Consider the following 15,010-nt stretch of genomic DNA (forward strand, 5'->3'; position numbering starts at 1 on the left):
CCTTGCAGGACGCAACCCCGGGCCATTCAGGAGGAAGGGAACTGCCATGAAAGCCATAAAAATCGTCATCGGGATACTGTGCGCGGCCAGCGCATTCATTACGGTCAGGCCGGCATCGGCGGCCGACTTGGAATACACCCTCAATACCGGCTTTCACTTCGATCTGTGGCGAAGCGACGCCGATGAAAACGGTTTTCAGTTCCACACGCCCATCGAGGTTGCCGGCCGCTACGATGCCTTTTCCATGCGCGTGCTGAGCGCCGTCATGTACACCGAGACATCGCCCGCGGGAAGGGATGACGTATCCGTCTCCAATTTCGCCGACACCAAGGTCAATGCCTCCTACGAGATCATCGGCCGTTTCCCGGTCGACATCCTGATCGGCCTGGACCTGAACCTCCCCACCGGCAAGACCCGGCTGAAGGCCGATGAGCTGCTGCTGTACCTGGATCCCGATCTCATTTCCATCACCCAGCTCGGCCAGGGCTTCAACGTCAACCCGACCCTCATCCTCGGCCGGGAAGGTGAGCGCTGGGCAGCCGGGCTCGGGGTCGGATACGTGTGGCGCGGAAGCTACGACTACAGCACCGAGGCCGAGGACTATGACCCCGGGGATATCTTCACCCTGTCGGCGGAGGTCCATTACCTGTTTGCAGCCGCCTTCCAGGCGCGGCTTTTCGCGCAGTACGCCGATTACGGCGAGGACACGGTGCGGGATGCGGCCTTTTATAAGGAGGGCGACTTTATGATGGTCGGCGTCGGCCTGATCCACTCGGCCGGTCCCTGGGAGACCGCGCTCAGTCTGAGCAGCATCCAGAGGGCCAAGAGCCGCTTCGAAGAGCCGTCGGGGGGCATCCTGAAGGAAGAGGCAAACAGCCACGGGGATGAGTGGGTGGCGGACCTCTCCTGCCGGTACACGCTCGATCCCCGGACCACCCTGAAAGGGCTCGCCCAGTTTCTGTGGATCGACGCCAACGATTATCCGCGCGGAGAGGATCCTTACGTCGGGGAGCGTCAAAAATTCGCACTCGGTTTCGCCATCGCCCGGCAGATCCTCCCCAACCTGACCGGCGAGGTCGGGGTCAAGGGCTTTATCGTGGACGATGACGAGACCTGGTATCACCCGACGAGCGGCCGGCGGTACCGCGGGTTGAGCGCCGCCGCCATCCTTACCGCGACGTTCTGACCGGAGCCGCGGCGGCAAGCTCGGCGGCCGCCTCGCCGGCGGCGCCGAGCCAGGCATGGATATCATGGCCTGCCGCGCTGCGCTGCGCAGCCGCCAGCACCTTGCCGGTCTCCACCTCCACCAGCCGCAGATCGATCCGGACGGTCCCTTCGATCACCAGATAACTGCCGAAGACCATCCACTGCGCCCCGGCGATCCGTCCGAGACGCAGACGCGTCTCTTCGTCCGCCAGATCGCCCGACCCCAGGTTCAACTCCTCCAGGATACGGACCAGCCGCTCCCGTTCTATCACCTGATAGCCCCCTTCGACGTCCAGGACCTGGATCACCCTGCCGGCGAGGGCCTCTCCCAATCCGGGCAAAGCCGACCCCTCCGGACTCAAGTCCTCGAGGTCCCAGACCGCCACCGCCGGCGGCCCGAGGGGCGCAGGAGGCGCTGCGGCGGCGCACGCGCCCAGGATCACAGCAAGCCCACAAGCCTGGATCCAAATCCGCAGCCGGGCCGGAAGCAGCGCGGTCCCGGGAAAGAAACCCGCCTTCCGTCCTGGAAGCGCTCCAGAAAACGCCGCCCGAAGGCCGAAAACCGGACAAGGCCTACTGCGTGACACGGACAGGCCCTCCCGTTTCCTGCACCTTGTCGTCGGTCTTGAGCGGCCGCTCCTGCTCGAGAATCCTTGCGTAAGCCAGATCCGGCTCGATCCGGGTCACCTCGATTTCTCCGATGCCCCGCTGCGCGCGTTTGAGGAGCCTGCCCTTGTATTCGACCGGCGCCTGTTCCTCGACGGCGGCGAAGCGCGTCCCGAGGACCACGCCCTGCCGCTCCCCGAGGTTGATCATCACCTCGTCCCCGGCGGCTTCCACCACGTATCCGCGCAGCGGGTATTTCTCCATGACGGTCTCGAGGATCTGCCGGCTCAGCTGGAAAAAGGTCTTTTCGAAGGCCGGACCGGGGTGGAGTTCGGTGGTGAGGATCCGCGGGATAGCCGTGGTTTCGGTGTCGATCAGGCGCAGGTTGAGGAGCGACCCGCCCGGCAGGTGGTTCAGGGTACCGGTCCCGATCAGCTTGACCGCCATGATCCGGCCGAGGCGCGATGCGGTTTCCGGGTCGGCCAGCTCCGAAGAGCCGAGGTTCAATTCCTCCAGGACCCGCTCGATCAGGACCCGCTCGATCACCTTGACCCGCCCCGAGCGGTTGAGCTGCTCGGTCAGGCCCTCGGCAAGGACGGTCGGAAAACCGTCCCGCTCCGGCAGGCCGCCTCTTTCCTGCATATCCACGAAGCTCAGGACCATCGGACGGGAGGTCCACCCATCGGCATCCTCGACGGGTGCGGCCTTCTGTTGACGGTACCTTTCGGCCAGTTCCTTGACGAGGGCATCCACCCGCTGTTTGCGCGCGGTATCCCGCTCGAGGTCGAGCCGCTCCTGGGCCTTTCGCGCCAGCACCGCGGTAAAGACATCGTTCTGGTCGAGCGTAAGGGCCCCCTTATAAGCCGCCAGGGCCTTGTCCCACTGCCCCTCCCTCTCATAAGTGACACCCTTGTTGGCCGTTGCCTCGACATAGTAAGGGTCGAGCTCCACTGCCTGGTCGTACAAGCCCCGGGCCTGCGGGTACCGTGCCTGCGCGGCATTGAAACGCCCCAGACGGTTGTGGGCGACCGCCCGGTGGAAAGGCGGGGCCTCCTCCTTCCGGGTGGCCTCCTGATATTCCTTTTCGGCCTCGGCGTGCCGGCCCTGGCTGTATAAGACGTCTCCCTTGATGACATGCGGATAGGCCCGCCCGGGCGCCTTTTGAGACGCCTCATCGGCCAGCTGCACCGCCTTTTCGGTCTGGCCCTGCCTTGCATACACCGCGGCAAGCCCTTCCTTCCCGACCGCCCCCGCCTGCCCCGTCTTCTGCGCCAGGTCGCCGAAGGTCTTGGTCGCCTCTTCCAGTTTGCCCTCCTTCAGTGCGGCATAGCCCTGGACGGCACGGGCATCCGTATTTCCGGGGTCTTTCGCGCCAATCTCGCCGCCGAGGGCCCGGGCCAGCGCCGGCTGTCTAGCCTGCAGGGTGCGCTCGGCCAACCGGGTCAGCATGACCTCGGTGGTCCTGCCGCCGCCCTGGAAGTAATCGAGAACCTTCAACTGCGGACCAAGGATGTAGACCGTCGGCAGCACCACCCGTGCGTGATAAAGGTCGCTTACACCGGAAGTGTCCGCCAGGATCGGGAATCCGAGGCTTCGGGCCGCCACGAATTCGGCGACCTTGTCCGCGGGTGAAGGCGTAATACCCCACACCGTCAGCCGTGCTTCCCGGTGCTGCCTGGCCAGCCGATCCAGGGTCAGAAGGCCTTCCTGGCTCGGACGGGACTGGACATCGAAGAAATAGAGGATCACCATCGGGCGGTCCTTTACAGCGTCAAGCGCGTGGGAGGCGCCCTCGACGCTCTTCAGGGCAAAGGCAGGCGCCTGTTTCCCGGGAGGGATCTGCGCCGGGACAGCGGCGAGACTACCCCCGATCAGCACCATCAGGGCCGCAAGGGAAACGATCCATCCTGTTTTGAACTGCATGCTGTCACCTCATCCGTCGCTTCAAGGTTGTCCTTCCTCCTCCGGCAGCAGGCGCACGGAGAGCGGGGTTTCGCGGGCCTCATCGAGCGTCAGCTGGGCCTCCCAGGCGTGGAAGCCCTTCTTTTCGACAAGGACTTCGTAAGTGCCGGCCGGGAGATCGAGGTCCAGGGGGGTCTCCCCCCGATAGGATCGATCGACGAATACCTGGGCCCCTTCCGGAAAACTTTCCACCGCCAGCCGCGCCTGGGGCGGCGCTTGTTCAGGGATCGTCTCCTCGACGGAAGGGACCTGCTCGACAACCGCCTGCTCCTTTTCCGGAACCGGTTCCTGTTTGAGAAAATGGTAGCCCAGGACCGCCGCAGCAGCGAGGACCAGGCCAAGCAGCACGATCAGGAGCGGCGTCGGCCGGCCTATCCCTTTGCGCTGCGCCGCCCCGCTCGAATTTGTCTGACCCGGACCCTCGAAAGGCACTCGCCCGGAAGTCCCGGCAGGCGCTGTCGATGCGGAGACATCCAGAGGCGGAGGAGGAGTCGGCGCCGGAGCGCCCAGGACCGCCTCGAGGGCAGCCGCCATTTCCGCACCGGTCTGGAACCGCGCTTCGGCCGGCTTCTGCAGGGCCCGCAGGACAAGCTTTCCCAGCGTCGCAGGGACAGCCGGATTCGCCGCAACGGGGTCCACAGGGTCATCCTGCGTAATCGCCCTGAAGATGGCGGCCAGGTTCTCCCCTTTGAAAGGCCGGTATCCCAGCGCCAGTTCATATAGGATGACACCCAGGGAGTAGAGGTCTGAGCGGCCGTCGACCTTCTGCCCCATGACCTGCTCCGGAGACATATAGACCGGCGTGCCGAGGATCTCACCCGCCTGGGTCCGCTGCTGGATAGAGGGGTCTTCGATGTGGGCGATCCCGAAATCGGTGATCTTGACGCCACCTCCCTGCATGACGATGATGTTGGACGGTTTGATGTCCCGATGGACGATCCCTTTGCGGTGGGCATAATCGAGCGTCTCGGCTACCTGAACCCCCAGATCCACGATTTCGTCCGGGGAAAAGCGGCGCCGGCGCATGAGGTCGCTCAGGGCCTCGCCCTCGAGATACTCCATGGCGATGTAAACCGTCCCGTGCTCGCGCCCGACGTCGAAGACCGTCACGATATGGGCGTGGGGCGACAACCGGCCCATGGCCCGGGCCTCGCGCAGGAAGCGCTCCACGAAATCTTCGCTGACCAGGCGGTCCTCGCGCAGGACCTTCACGGCCACCGACCGATCGAGATCGGGATCGTAGGCCAGGTAGACCACCCCCATCGAACCCCGCCCCAGTTCCCGCTGGACCTCGAAGCGCCCGTATTGCATGCGGCTCATCCCTCGTTCAGAAAGGCAAGGATGGTTTCGAGTGGAATCAGAAAACCGATCGAATCGGTTCCCCGGTAGCGGCCTTTGATCATCCCGACCAGATTGCCCTGGACATCGAATACCGGGCTGCCGCTGCTTCCCGGATGGATCTCCATACGGACCACCCAGAGCGGCTGATCGTCGACCTTTCGCGGCGGGCCATTGACCGTTCCTCGAAAGACCGTCCCGCCGAGGCTGAGAGGGCATCCGATGGAGTAGACCCGTTCGCCCATCCCCAGGAGACGCCGTCCCTCCCGCGGCGATACACCCGGCGGAAGCCGCGCCGCCGCACGGAGAAGGCTGAGATCACGGTTCCGGTCCAGCCTCACCGCATGACCCTGCAGGATCTTCCCATCGTGGAGAACCGCCTGAACACCATCGCCATGCCCCAGGGCATGCGCAACGCACAGGATCAGCCCCGATCGATCGAGCACCAGGCCCGAGACCTGGCTCTCCGCAGCCCCCTCCCCGACTCGGATGCACACCACGGATTCGATCCTCGAAAGCACCGCAGCGGGGATATCCATGTTGGAAGCACCCGCTGCCCATCCTCCTGAACCAGCCAGGTAATCCGCGATGAACCTGTCGAGCACCGCCGCCCGGGCCGTATTGGGATCTCCTCCACGGGTGAAAACCGCCAGCACCTGCGAGGCAAGCGGGGATTGCGGACGCAGGCGGATCTCCCAGGCCTCCTCCCCCTTTCGAGCATCCAGGCGGCGGTACCCCATGGCAAGGGTAGCCTGCCCGACCTCGAAACCCGAACGTTCGAGCCATCCTGTCAGGACCGCTTCCAGCTCCGCCAGCGGCAAGGGATAGGATCGCCACCCATCCTCCGCATGCAGCTGCAATGGCGTCATCCAGAAAAAAACCACCCCCGGGAGAAGCGGCCAAAACGCCAGAAGAGTCCTGAGCCGGCAGGCATCGCCTCCGAAGATGCTCCGCCGTGCGGCCGTTACCGCCCCGGCTGAGGCCGCTGCTGAGGCCCCGCGGCACGGGTTCATCCGCTCACCTCGCAGAGGACCACCGTGACGTTGTCCCGCCCGCCCGCTGCAAGCGCCGCCTCGACCAGCCGATCCACCCTTCCCTGCAAAGGACCCCCTGCAGTCAGGACCTCGTGGATGTGGGCATCATCCACCATATCGGTCAATCCGTCCGAACAAAGGAGAAAACAATCCCCCGGGAAGGTTTTCCCCCGGATGAGATCGAGTTCCACAGCCTCCTCGCCGTTCACCGCGCGCAGGATCACGTGGCGCATCGGATGGGTGTGCGCAGCCTCGGGACTGATCAGCCCCTGCTCCACCTGCGCCTGCACCAGGGTGTGATCGTTCGTCAATCGCTTGAATTGAGCGTCTTTAAGGCGGTAGGTCCGGCTGTCTCCCAGATGCCCCAGGACGAAGCCGTCAGGATGGAAGGCGAGGAGTTCGGCGGTGCACCCCATGCCGAGGTGGGCCGGGTTCAGGCGGATGTGGGCACGCACCCGCTCATTGGCGGCCTTGAAGGTCTCCCGGACGGATTGCAGGATATCTTTTTCGGAGATGGGGTGTGCGGCGTGGAAGATCTCAGCGGCTGTCTCGGCAAAGATGCGGCTGGCGATTTCGCCGGCCGCGGCGCCCCCGATGCCGTCGGCCACCAGGCAGAAGCCGAACTCCGGGGAAATCAGGAAGGTGTCTTCGTTGTTCCGCCGTTTGAGGCCGACATCCGATTTACCGGCCCATGTCATCCTGCTCATCGCTCCTCCCCTCCTTGCGGCGCAAGCACCGGGTGCACGGGAACATCAGGCGGAAAGGTTTTCCTCTTTTCCTCCTCGCGGCGGCCGTCTGTGCCCGTCATCCGTTCGCTGCAGGTAAAGATCACACACGGGGCCAACCCTTCGGAGACAACATAAAAACCTTTTTCGACTTTACCTGAAATCCAGGAAAAGAACAATCATTTCTAAAAATTACCCGGCGTCGGCAAAGCTTGCCGCTTGACAACGAGGGGGCTTTCCACCATATAATCGGAATACCGCCTTTTGTTTGCAGAGTGAAGCTCGGCGCAGCAGGGAACCTCCTTTGGCTGTTCGGTCTTATCCTGCAAGCTGCAAGCGGCCTTTGTTCGTTCGGGATCCAGGGGATCGACCCGTTTCCTGATCCCGCCACAGGCAGCCGTTCAGCACCCCCACACATGGGAGGCCCGGGCGAGCCCATGCAGAAACCGCCGCTGATTACCATCCAACTGGTCCATATCCAGGGGCCGCGGAAGGGCGAGATCCAGGAACTCGACGACCCGGCCATCCTCTTCGGGCGCAGCCCCGACTGCCAGGTGTCGTTTCCGAAGGACCTCCTCATCGTATCCCGCAAACATGCCGAGATCATCCGCGAAGGGAACCGCTTCAAGCTGATCGATCACAGCATCAACGGTACGTTCGTCAACGGCAAACGGGTTAAGGAGGCCTATCTGAAGGATGGGGACGTCCTGCTCTTCGCCGAGGGCGGACCCAAGGTGAGTTTCCTGACCCGAATCGCCGACGCGCAGCCTGAAACGGGCAGCCTTGCGGGGGCCGACGCTGCGGCGGTTCCGCCCCAAAGACCCGCAGAGCCCTTCATCCCCCCTGTGAGGCCTGAAAGATCGACGCCCCGTGCCGATGTCTCCGGGCCGAACGTGTTCCCCGGGCGACCGGAACCCGGCCAAGCCCCGGTAGAAGCTCCAATCGAACCATACCATCGCGAATCGGGCCTTCCCGGCCGGGAAACGTCACAGGAGGTCGCCGCGCCGCCATCCGCAGGTCCCGGTGCGCCCTTTCGACCAAGCGAACCTCCTCCACCCGGAGCACCCGCGCGCCCCCAGACAGCGGAGCCTTCGGGGGAAATCCCCGTGCAGCGGGTGCGGGCACCCCTGACGATCCTCTATGGCCCAACCCTGCGGACATTCAACGAACTGCCGGTCATCCTGGGAAGCGGCCCGCGCTGCGATCTCATCATGCCCCTGCCCGGGATCCTGGAAGAGCACGCGCTGTTCTTCCACCATGCAGACCGCTACTGGGTCAAGGATCTCACCGGCCGCGGCACCCTCTCCGTAAACGGGCAACCGGTCCACCCGCAGGCGGCCCTGGAACCGAACTGCACCCTGCGCCTGACTCCTCAGGGTCCGGCATTCCGCTTTCTGGGCGAAGGACGACTGGCCGAGTTCGAGGCCCCGGTCTCCCAGGAGCCTCAGCGTTCCTCAGCGGAAAGCCCCGACAGCGCCCCTTCTGAACCGCCGGACAAATCCGGCAAGGGCCCGCGCTCCATCCTGAAGAAGTTCTGGAGCCGCTGACCGTCCGCAACCCTGAATGATCAGGAGGCGGTATGCAGATCCCATCCCTGCCGTTCAAGATTCTTGCCATTGCACCTTTTCGAGGAGCCGGGGAGGCCGTCTGGCGCGACGCCCCGATCGAAGTCGATCCGTCCAACCTGGATCGGGTGCTGGCGCAGTTGGCGCCGGCTTTACACCTTCCCCTGCCGAAGGAACTCTGCCCCGCGGGCGGCGTCGACCTCACCTGGCAGAATTTCAAGTCGTTCCGCCCCGATGCCCTGATCCAGGCCGATCCGTTCCTGAAGGCGCTCCTGGAGGCCAGGACGTTCGCCGCAGAATCCAGCCGCCAAGGCCTTGACCACCGGTCGATCTGCAGCGCCCTGGCCGGGCGGCCGCACCTGCCGCCCATCGATTGCCCGGCCCCGCTGAAACCCGAGCCGCGCGATTCGTCCGCCGGCGGGATCGACAAGATCCTCGAAATGGTCGCTTTGCCCGAAGCGGGTGGGGCGCCGGATCTCTCCGCCCGATCCGTCACCGCTATTCTGGATAACCTCCTCGCCCGGACCCTTCAGCGCATTTTTTCCGACCCGTCCTATCAACTCCTCGAAGGCTGCTGGCGCGGACTCAAGCTCCTGCTGGATCAGGGAAGCACAGACGGCACGGTCGACATCGGCCTTCTGCCGGCTTCGACCGAGACGCTCGCCGAAACCCTCGAGCACACCTTCGATCGCCTGATCGCCTCGCCGCCTTCCCTGATCCTCCTGGATATCCCTTGCGACAGCTCCCCGATCGGCATCGATCGCCTCGAACGGGTCGCCGCACTCGCCGAGACCCTTCTTTCACCCGCCGTTTGTTGGATCGGGCCGCGGTTTCTGCATCTCGAAGATTGGGGTAAATTCGACCGGCTCGCCTATCTGCCGCACACGATCGAGGAGCCGGCCTTCGCCAAGTGGCGCCGGTTCCAAAAGGAACCAAAGGCGCGCTGGCTGGCCGTCACCTGCAACCGCCTGCTCGCCAGGATTCCTTACGGTCCGGACAACCCGCCCCGCACGGCCCCCTTCGAAGAGAAGGCGCCTCCCTGGATAGCGCCGGTGTGGGGGCTCGCCGCGCTCCTGGTGCAAAGCCTGCACCGGACGGGGTGGCCCACCGGCTTTACCCAGTGGCAGCGCATCCGCTTGGAAGGCAGGCCTCTCCAGAACATCGCTCAGGGGCGGCAGATCCCCACCGAAATGCCTTTGAGCGAAGAGCGGCTCGCACAGTTCATCCGCGCCGGTATCCTGCCCCTGCTGGCCGCCCGGAACCAGGACATGGTCTTCACCCCGGCCGAGACGACGGCCGCGGGCACCTCCCTCGCCTACCAGCTCTTTGTCTCCCGGATCACTCAGGTTATCTTGTGGTGCAAAGACCACTTGCCCCAAGGGCTCGCCCCGGCCGCCCTCGAAAACGATCTCAAAACCGCATTCTCACGCTTCTGGGAGCGCACCGGACACCACCTCCCGGACAGTTTCACCCTCACAGTCAGCAGCCCGGAAGGAGAGGATCGCCCCGAGGTCCTGATCGACCTCCTTCCCCCGCGATCCATCGTCCCATCCGGTGAACGCGTCACCCTGCAGTTTCCGTGGTCCTGACCGCCTGGGTGGACGTCTCCTTGACGTCCAGCCCTTCGAAGCAGGGCTTGCTGCCGGCCACCTGCCCATCCAGCCCAGGCATTCTGTCCGACAGGCCAATCGGGTGATGCTCATTCAAAATACCTTTTTCCCAACCCCTGACAAACGGAGGCCGAAGCCGCCATGAGCCAGACGGAGCAAGCCCGATGGATCGAGGGTCTGATCACGGAATTCATCGACCACTCGCCTGAAAACACCCTCCAGAACGCCGCGAACGAAAAGGCCTTCGCCTCGCCTCTGATAGGCTTCGCAAGGGGCGACGACCCCTTGTTCGAGGCCTTCAAGGAGCATGTCGGCCCTTTCCACCTGACGCCCTGGGAGATCCTCGCGCTCACGTTCGACGACCCCGCTGTCCGCCCTGCGGAGATCGGCGTCATCAGCTGGATCCTGCCTCAAAACGCGCTCACGAAAGCGGAAAACAGCCAGGAAAAGACCTACCCCTCGGAGCGGTGGGCCAGGGGGCGCGTCTTCGGCGAGATCGTCAATGAAAAACTCCGCCGGCATGTCGTGGTCAGCCTCGCTTCGAAGGGCATCCAGGCCGTGGCCCCTGTTCTCAGCCCTCAGTTCAGCTGGCGGATATCCCCGCGCCACGACTTCGCCTCCACCTGGTCCGAACGCCACGCAGCCTTTGCAGCCGGCCTGGGGACCTTCGGTCTGTGCGACGGGCTGATCACTCCGGCCGGAAAGGCCATGCGCACGGGATCGGTGGTGGCCCGCATGCCAGTTTCAGCCACGCAAAGGCCCTACACCGACCATCGGGCCTACTGCCTCTTTTTCAGACGGGGGACCTGCGGCAAATGCATCCCCCGCTGCCCGGTCGGGGCCATCACCGCCAGGGGGAAGGACAAACGCAAGTGCGCCGCGCACGTCGGCGGAGCCGCAAGGGAATATGTCAAGAGCCGCTATGGCTTGGAAGGCTATGCCTGCGGCCTGTGTCAGACGGGCGTCCCCTGCGAATCGGGCATTCCGGCCGGGGACTGATCCGACACACGTCAACGACAAATAAATCGAGAAGTTCTGCCCCTCGCATTCATCCGCGGCATGCACGAACCTTGCAGCAGCCCGAACGTAGGGAGGAGCATCACAAAATGAAGCATTTTCGCAAGGAATTGTGGTTCGAGGTGCCCACACGGCGGGCCTTCATCAACATCACGCCGCAGGTGGAAGACTGTGTGCGGGAAAGCGGGATTCAGGAAGGCCTGGCGCTGGTGAACGCCATGCACATTACGGCATCCGTATTCATCAACGACGATGAATCCGGGCTGCACTACGATTACGATGTGTGGCTCGAAAAGCTGGCCCCTCACGAACCGGTCTCTCGGTACCGTCACAACGTCGGGGAAGACAATGCAGTCGCCCATATGAAGCGTCAGATCATGGGACGCGAGGTGGTGGTCGCCATCACCGGCGGCCACTGGACCTCGGGACGTGGGAGCAGATCTTTTACGGGGAATTCGACGGGAGGCGGCGAAAGAGGGTGCTCGTCAAACTGATCGGAAATTAGAACTGTTTTACCCTCGCTGAACCAGGATTCGATCCAAGATCAGAAATCTCGAGAAGGGGGTAGTCCACAGCAAAGAGGAATCAAACCAGCAGATATTTCTTGCGGATCTCTTCGTTGTCGCGCAGGTCGTCGATGGTTCCCTGGTAGGCGATCGTGCCGTTGTCGACGATGTAGCCCCTGACGCTGAGGCTCAGGGCGACGCTCTGGTTCTGCTCGGCCAGGAGGACAGTCAGGCCGCGCTGACCGAGCTGGCGGATCTGCTCCTCCAGCAGCTTGACGATCAAGGGCGCCAGGCCTTCCGTAGGTTCGTCGAGCAGGAGGAAGGAGGGGTTCGTGACGAGGGCCCGGGCGATGGTCAGCATCTGCTGCTCTCCGCCGCTCAGAAACCCCGCCCGGCGGGAGCGGATCCTCCGCAGGTCCGGGAAAAACCGGTAGACGGCTTCGCGGTCCCAGCCGTCGGGTCTGTCCGCATTCCGCTCCGAGATCTCGAGGTTTTCGTCCACGGTCAGATCGGCGAAGACGCGGCGGCTGTCCGGCACGTAGCCCATGCCTTTCCTGGCCATGATGTAGGGCGGCTTCCCGGTGACCGCCTCACCGTTGAAACGGATGGCGCCCTGCCGGGGCGGCACCAGGCCCATGATGCTCTTCATGATCGTACTCTTGCCGGCGCCGTTCCGCCCGAGGAGGGACACAATCTCGCCTTGCCGGACATCCAGCGACACGTCGAAGAGGATGTGACTCAGGCCGTAATAGGTGTGAATGCCTCTGACCTCCAGCATCAACGGCCTCCCCCCAGATAGGCTTCCTGAACATCCGGATCGGCGCGGACGACCTCTCCCGGCCCCTGAATGATCGTGGCGCCCTGCCGCATCACCATGATCTCGTCGGCAATGGCGAAAACCAGATCCATATCGTGTTCGCAAAAAAGGATGGTCAGGCCCATTTCCCGCGTCAAGCGCCGGATCAGGCCGATCGTCGCGGCGGTTTCCTCGGGCGACATCCCGGCCGTCGGCTCGTCCAGGATCAGGAGTTCCGGGTCGTTGCCGAGGGCGATGGCGATCTCGAGGACCTTCTGATCACCATAGGCGAGGGTCGAACTGACGGCGTCCACCCTGTCCGAGAGGCCGACCGCGTCGATGATCCGCATCGTTTCGTCCCGGGCCAGGCGGCCGGCCGGCGTAAACAGGTTGAAGGTCTTCCGCTGACGGGACAGGATGGCGGCCTGAACGTTGTCGAAGACACTCAGCCGGTGGAAGATGTTGACGATCTGAAAGGACAGGCTGATGCCGCGCCGGCAGATCGTATACGGCGGCAGCCCGGCGATGTTTTCGCCCTTGTACCGGATCGAGCCGCCGTCAGGCTTCAAGTGGCCGGTTATGAGTTTGAAGAGGGTGGATTTCCCGGCCCCGTTCGGCCCGATGACCGCGACGATCTTCCCCCGCTCGACGGTGAGGTTCCCCTCGCTGACCGCCATGAACCCGTCGAACGACTTGCGGACGTCCCTGACCTCGAGCATTTAGAGATCCTCCATCGCCGCCCGGCGGCGGGACCCCCACCTGGCGGTGAAATAACCCAGCACCCCCTCCGGCAGGAAAAAGATCAGCAGCATGAGAATAACGCCGAGGATCAGGGTCCAATACTCGGTGTGGATCCCTATCACAGTCCGGAGGACGACGACGATGGCGGCCCCGAGCATGGGGCCGAAGAAGGAGAACCATCCCCCCAGGAGGCACATGATCAGGATCTCCAGGGACAGGGTCCAGAACATCATGTCAGGGAAGACGGACCCCTCGATGGTCACGAAGAGCGACCCGGCGACGCCGGCAAAGAAACCGGCGACCATGAGACCGACGAGCTGGTGCCGCTTCACGTTCACCCCGATAGCCTCGCTCCGCTCCGGGTTGTCGCGGGTGGCCTGGAACACGCGCCCGAACGGGGAATTGACAACCAGGTACATCAGGAACAGACAGAGGAGCGTCACCGCGGTGGTGAAATAATAGGCGTTGTCGATGGAGGAGAGCAACTCCGGGACCGGCACCCCGTGGATGCCGTCGTCCCCTCCCGTAAAGGAATACCAGCGGTACACGATGGCCCATACGAGGGAACCCAGGGAAATCTGGAGCATCCCGAAGTAGAGCTTGGAAAGCCTCACGCAGATCCACCCGATCAGAAGGCTCAACAGAAGCGCAACCAGGGGTGCGGCCAAATAGGCCCAGACGGACGGGAGGTCGGTCTTCACCCGCATGAGGGCGAACGTGTAAGCGCCGACGCCGTAAAACACGGCATGGTGAAACTGGTACAGCCCGCCGTAGCCCAGCACCAGGTTGAGGCTCATGGCCAGGAGCCCGGTCACCAGAACCAGGGAGATCAGATAGGTGTAAAACCTGCTCAGGAACTGCGGCGCCACGGCCATACAGGCTGCGACCACCGCCAGCAGGATCCAGGTCTTTGGACTGAACACCCCTTTGGACACGTTGCACTCCGTTACCAGGTGGCTTTCAACAACCCTGTCGGACGAAAGATGAGGACGATGACCACGGCGGCATAGGGGAACACGATGGCGAACTGGGGCAGGATCAGGATGCCGATCGCGTCGGTCAGCCCGAAGATCAGGGCGCCCAGGAGCGCCCCCCAGATATTGCCCAGGCCCCCGATGATGACGATCAGAAAGGCCTGGATGATGATGGCATGGTCCATCCCCTGGGTGATGTTCTGGGTCGGGGCGACCAGCGCACCGCCCAGGCCGGCCAGGAAGCAGCCGATGATGAAAACCGCCGCGAAGACCCAGCTGACGTTGATCCCCACGGCGCCGACCATCTCCCGGTCGACCGATGCCGCGCGGGCGATCTTGCCGATCTTGGTCTTGTTGGTCAGGAACCACAGACCGAAGGCCACCACGGGGCCGACCAGCAGGAGAAACAGGTTGTAGCGCGGAAAGGGGAGATCGAGGATAGTGAAAGAACCCTGCAGCATCGGCGGGAGGGAGAGCGACCGGTAATCCGAGCCCCACACGAGCTTGACCAGATCCGAAAAAACGAGCATGAAGGCAAAGGTGAAGAGGAGCAGCATCAAGTGCTCCCGCTCGTACAACCGGCAGAAGAGCCCTCGCTCCACGATCAGGCTGATGAGGGCCACTCCGAGCGGGGCCGCCAACAGGGCGACCGCAAAGCCGGCCGGCCCCCCGATGGAGACCGCGACCGAGTAGGCGAGAAAGGCGCCGATCATGTAAAGCGAGCCATGGAACACGTTGGGGATGCGCAGCACCCCCAACACGAGGCTCAACCCCGATGCAACGATGAAGAGGATGGTCGTCCGGCTCAAGCCGACGAGGACCTGTTGGAGCAGTGCTTCCCAAGACACATGCGCGGCGAATTCCATGGTGCGAAGATCCCCGGGGTATCGCTCAGGATACAGTCAAGGCAACCCGGGGCCGGGCGCCGCC

At 63.8% G+C, this 15,010-nt stretch carries 13 protein-coding genes and 1 pseudogene; 5 read left to right on the plus strand and 9 right to left on the minus strand.

Translation table 11 applies throughout. From position 1 onward, the window contains the following. Positions 1-46 precede the first annotated feature (46 nt). Positions 47-1,186, plus strand: a complete 1,140-nt coding sequence (locus tag ACZ500_RS14510) for a hypothetical protein (RefSeq protein WP_464228062.1) — start codon at positions 47-49, stop codon at positions 1,184-1,186. Here the strand turns inward: ACZ500_RS14510 and ACZ500_RS14515 are convergent. From ACZ500_RS14515 to ACZ500_RS14535, 5 genes are read right to left on the minus strand one after another with little or no spacing between them, the layout of a single operon-like run. Beyond that, positions 1,170-1,793, minus strand: coding sequence for a FlgO family outer membrane protein (locus tag ACZ500_RS14515; protein ID WP_464228063.1), 624 nt, complete (start codon positions 1,791-1,793; stop codon positions 1,170-1,172). The genes ACZ500_RS14510 and ACZ500_RS14515 overlap by 17 nt on opposite strands. Beyond that, a complete protein-coding gene (locus ACZ500_RS14520; RefSeq protein WP_464228064.1) occupies positions 1,780-3,735 on the minus strand; it encodes a redoxin domain-containing protein in 1,956 nt (651 codons plus the stop codon). The genes ACZ500_RS14515 and ACZ500_RS14520 overlap by 14 nt, the downstream gene beginning before the upstream one ends. A gap of 21 nt (positions 3,736-3,756) precedes the next feature. Continuing rightward, entirely contained in the window at positions 3,757-5,085 is a 1,329-nt protein-coding gene (locus ACZ500_RS14525) for a serine/threonine-protein kinase (RefSeq protein ID WP_464228066.1), read from the minus strand. A 5-nt stretch (positions 5,086-5,090) separates the two neighbouring features. Continuing rightward, positions 5,091-6,125: a trypsin-like peptidase domain-containing protein gene (locus ACZ500_RS14530; RefSeq protein ID WP_464228067.1), complete on the minus strand. Its 1,035-nt coding sequence runs from the start codon at positions 6,123-6,125 to the stop codon at positions 5,091-5,093. Beyond that, positions 6,122-6,853, minus strand: a complete 732-nt coding sequence (locus ACZ500_RS14535; protein ID WP_464228068.1) for a PP2C family protein-serine/threonine phosphatase — start codon at positions 6,851-6,853, stop codon at positions 6,122-6,124. Before ACZ500_RS14535 ends, ACZ500_RS14530 begins: the two co-directional genes overlap by 4 nt. A 455-nt stretch (positions 6,854-7,308) precedes the next feature. Here ACZ500_RS14535 and ACZ500_RS14540 point away from each other — a divergent pair, with 455 nt between their 5' ends. The 4 genes and pseudogenes from ACZ500_RS14540 to ACZ500_RS14555 all read left to right on the plus strand — a co-directional run bounded on the left by ACZ500_RS14540 (position 7,309) and on the right by ACZ500_RS14555 (position 11,568). Next, the gene (locus ACZ500_RS14540; RefSeq protein WP_464228069.1) at positions 7,309-8,418 is read left to right on the plus strand and encodes an FHA domain-containing protein; all 1,110 of its coding nucleotides are present in this window, start codon (positions 7,309-7,311) and stop codon (positions 8,416-8,418) included. Positions 8,419-8,450: 32 nt separating this feature from the next. Continuing rightward, entirely contained in the window at positions 8,451-10,025 is a 1,575-nt protein-coding gene (locus tag ACZ500_RS14545) for a type VI secretion system contractile sheath domain-containing protein (protein WP_464228070.1), read from the plus strand. A 162-nt stretch (positions 10,026-10,187) separates the two neighbouring features. Then, positions 10,188-11,045, plus strand: a complete 858-nt coding sequence (locus ACZ500_RS14550; RefSeq protein WP_464228071.1) for an epoxyqueuosine reductase — start codon at positions 10,188-10,190, stop codon at positions 11,043-11,045. A gap of 107 nt (positions 11,046-11,152) precedes the next feature. Then, positions 11,153-11,568, plus strand: a pseudogene (locus ACZ500_RS14555) (secondary thiamine-phosphate synthase enzyme YjbQ). An 80-nt stretch (positions 11,569-11,648) separates the two neighbouring features. Here the strand turns inward: ACZ500_RS14555 and ACZ500_RS14560 are convergent. From ACZ500_RS14560 to ACZ500_RS14575, 4 genes are read right to left on the minus strand one after another with little or no spacing between them, the layout of a single operon-like run. After that, complete coding sequence (locus tag ACZ500_RS14560; protein ID WP_464228072.1) at positions 11,649-12,347, minus strand: ABC transporter ATP-binding protein; 699 nt, start codon at positions 12,345-12,347, stop codon at positions 11,649-11,651. After that, positions 12,347-13,084: an ABC transporter ATP-binding protein gene (locus tag ACZ500_RS14565; RefSeq protein ID WP_464228073.1), complete on the minus strand. Its 738-nt coding sequence runs from the start codon at positions 13,082-13,084 to the stop codon at positions 12,347-12,349. Before ACZ500_RS14565 ends, ACZ500_RS14560 begins: the two co-directional genes overlap by 1 nt. After that, positions 13,085-14,041, minus strand: coding sequence for a branched-chain amino acid ABC transporter permease (locus tag ACZ500_RS14570; RefSeq protein ID WP_464228074.1), 957 nt, complete (start codon positions 14,039-14,041; stop codon positions 13,085-13,087). 11 nt (positions 14,042-14,052) lie between these two features. Further along, the gene (locus tag ACZ500_RS14575; protein WP_464228075.1) at positions 14,053-14,946 is read right to left on the minus strand and encodes a branched-chain amino acid ABC transporter permease; all 894 of its coding nucleotides are present in this window, start codon (positions 14,944-14,946) and stop codon (positions 14,053-14,055) included. Positions 14,947-15,010 lie beyond the last annotated feature (64 nt).

It is taken from the genome of Desulfatiglans parachlorophenolica, assembly GCF_055394735.1.

What these genes read in the sequence shown, in the direction of transcription:
- ACZ500_RS14560 (WP_464228072.1), bottom strand. Translation starts at nt 12,347, where the DNA reads ATGCTGGAGGTCAGAGGCATTCACACCTATTACGGCCTGAGTCACATC.
- ACZ500_RS14565 (WP_464228073.1), bottom strand. Translation starts at nt 13,084, where the DNA reads ATGCTCGAGGTCAGGGACGTCCGCAAGTCGTTCGACGGGTTCATGGCG.
- ACZ500_RS14575 (WP_464228075.1), bottom strand. Translation starts at nt 14,946, where the DNA reads ATGGAATTCGCCGCGCATGTGTCTTGGGAAGCACTGCTCCAACAGGTC.
- ACZ500_RS14530 (WP_464228067.1), bottom strand. Translation starts at nt 6,125, where the DNA reads ATGAACCCGTGCCGCGGGGCCTCAGCAGCGGCCTCAGCCGGGGCGGTA.
- ACZ500_RS14550 (WP_464228071.1), top strand. Translation starts at nt 10,188, where the DNA reads ATGAGCCAGACGGAGCAAGCCCGATGGATCGAGGGTCTGATCACGGAA.
- ACZ500_RS14545 (WP_464228070.1), top strand. Translation starts at nt 8,451, where the DNA reads ATGCAGATCCCATCCCTGCCGTTCAAGATTCTTGCCATTGCACCTTTT.
- ACZ500_RS14520 (WP_464228064.1), bottom strand. Translation starts at nt 3,735, where the DNA reads ATGCAGTTCAAAACAGGATGGATCGTTTCCCTTGCGGCCCTGATGGTG.
- ACZ500_RS14540 (WP_464228069.1), top strand. Translation starts at nt 7,309, where the DNA reads ATGCAGAAACCGCCGCTGATTACCATCCAACTGGTCCATATCCAGGGG.
- ACZ500_RS14525 (WP_464228066.1), bottom strand. Translation starts at nt 5,085, where the DNA reads ATGCAATACGGGCGCTTCGAGGTCCAGCGGGAACTGGGGCGGGGTTCG.
- ACZ500_RS14510 (WP_464228062.1), top strand. Translation starts at nt 47, where the DNA reads ATGAAAGCCATAAAAATCGTCATCGGGATACTGTGCGCGGCCAGCGCA.
- ACZ500_RS14535 (WP_464228068.1), bottom strand. Translation starts at nt 6,853, where the DNA reads ATGAGCAGGATGACATGGGCCGGTAAATCGGATGTCGGCCTCAAACGG.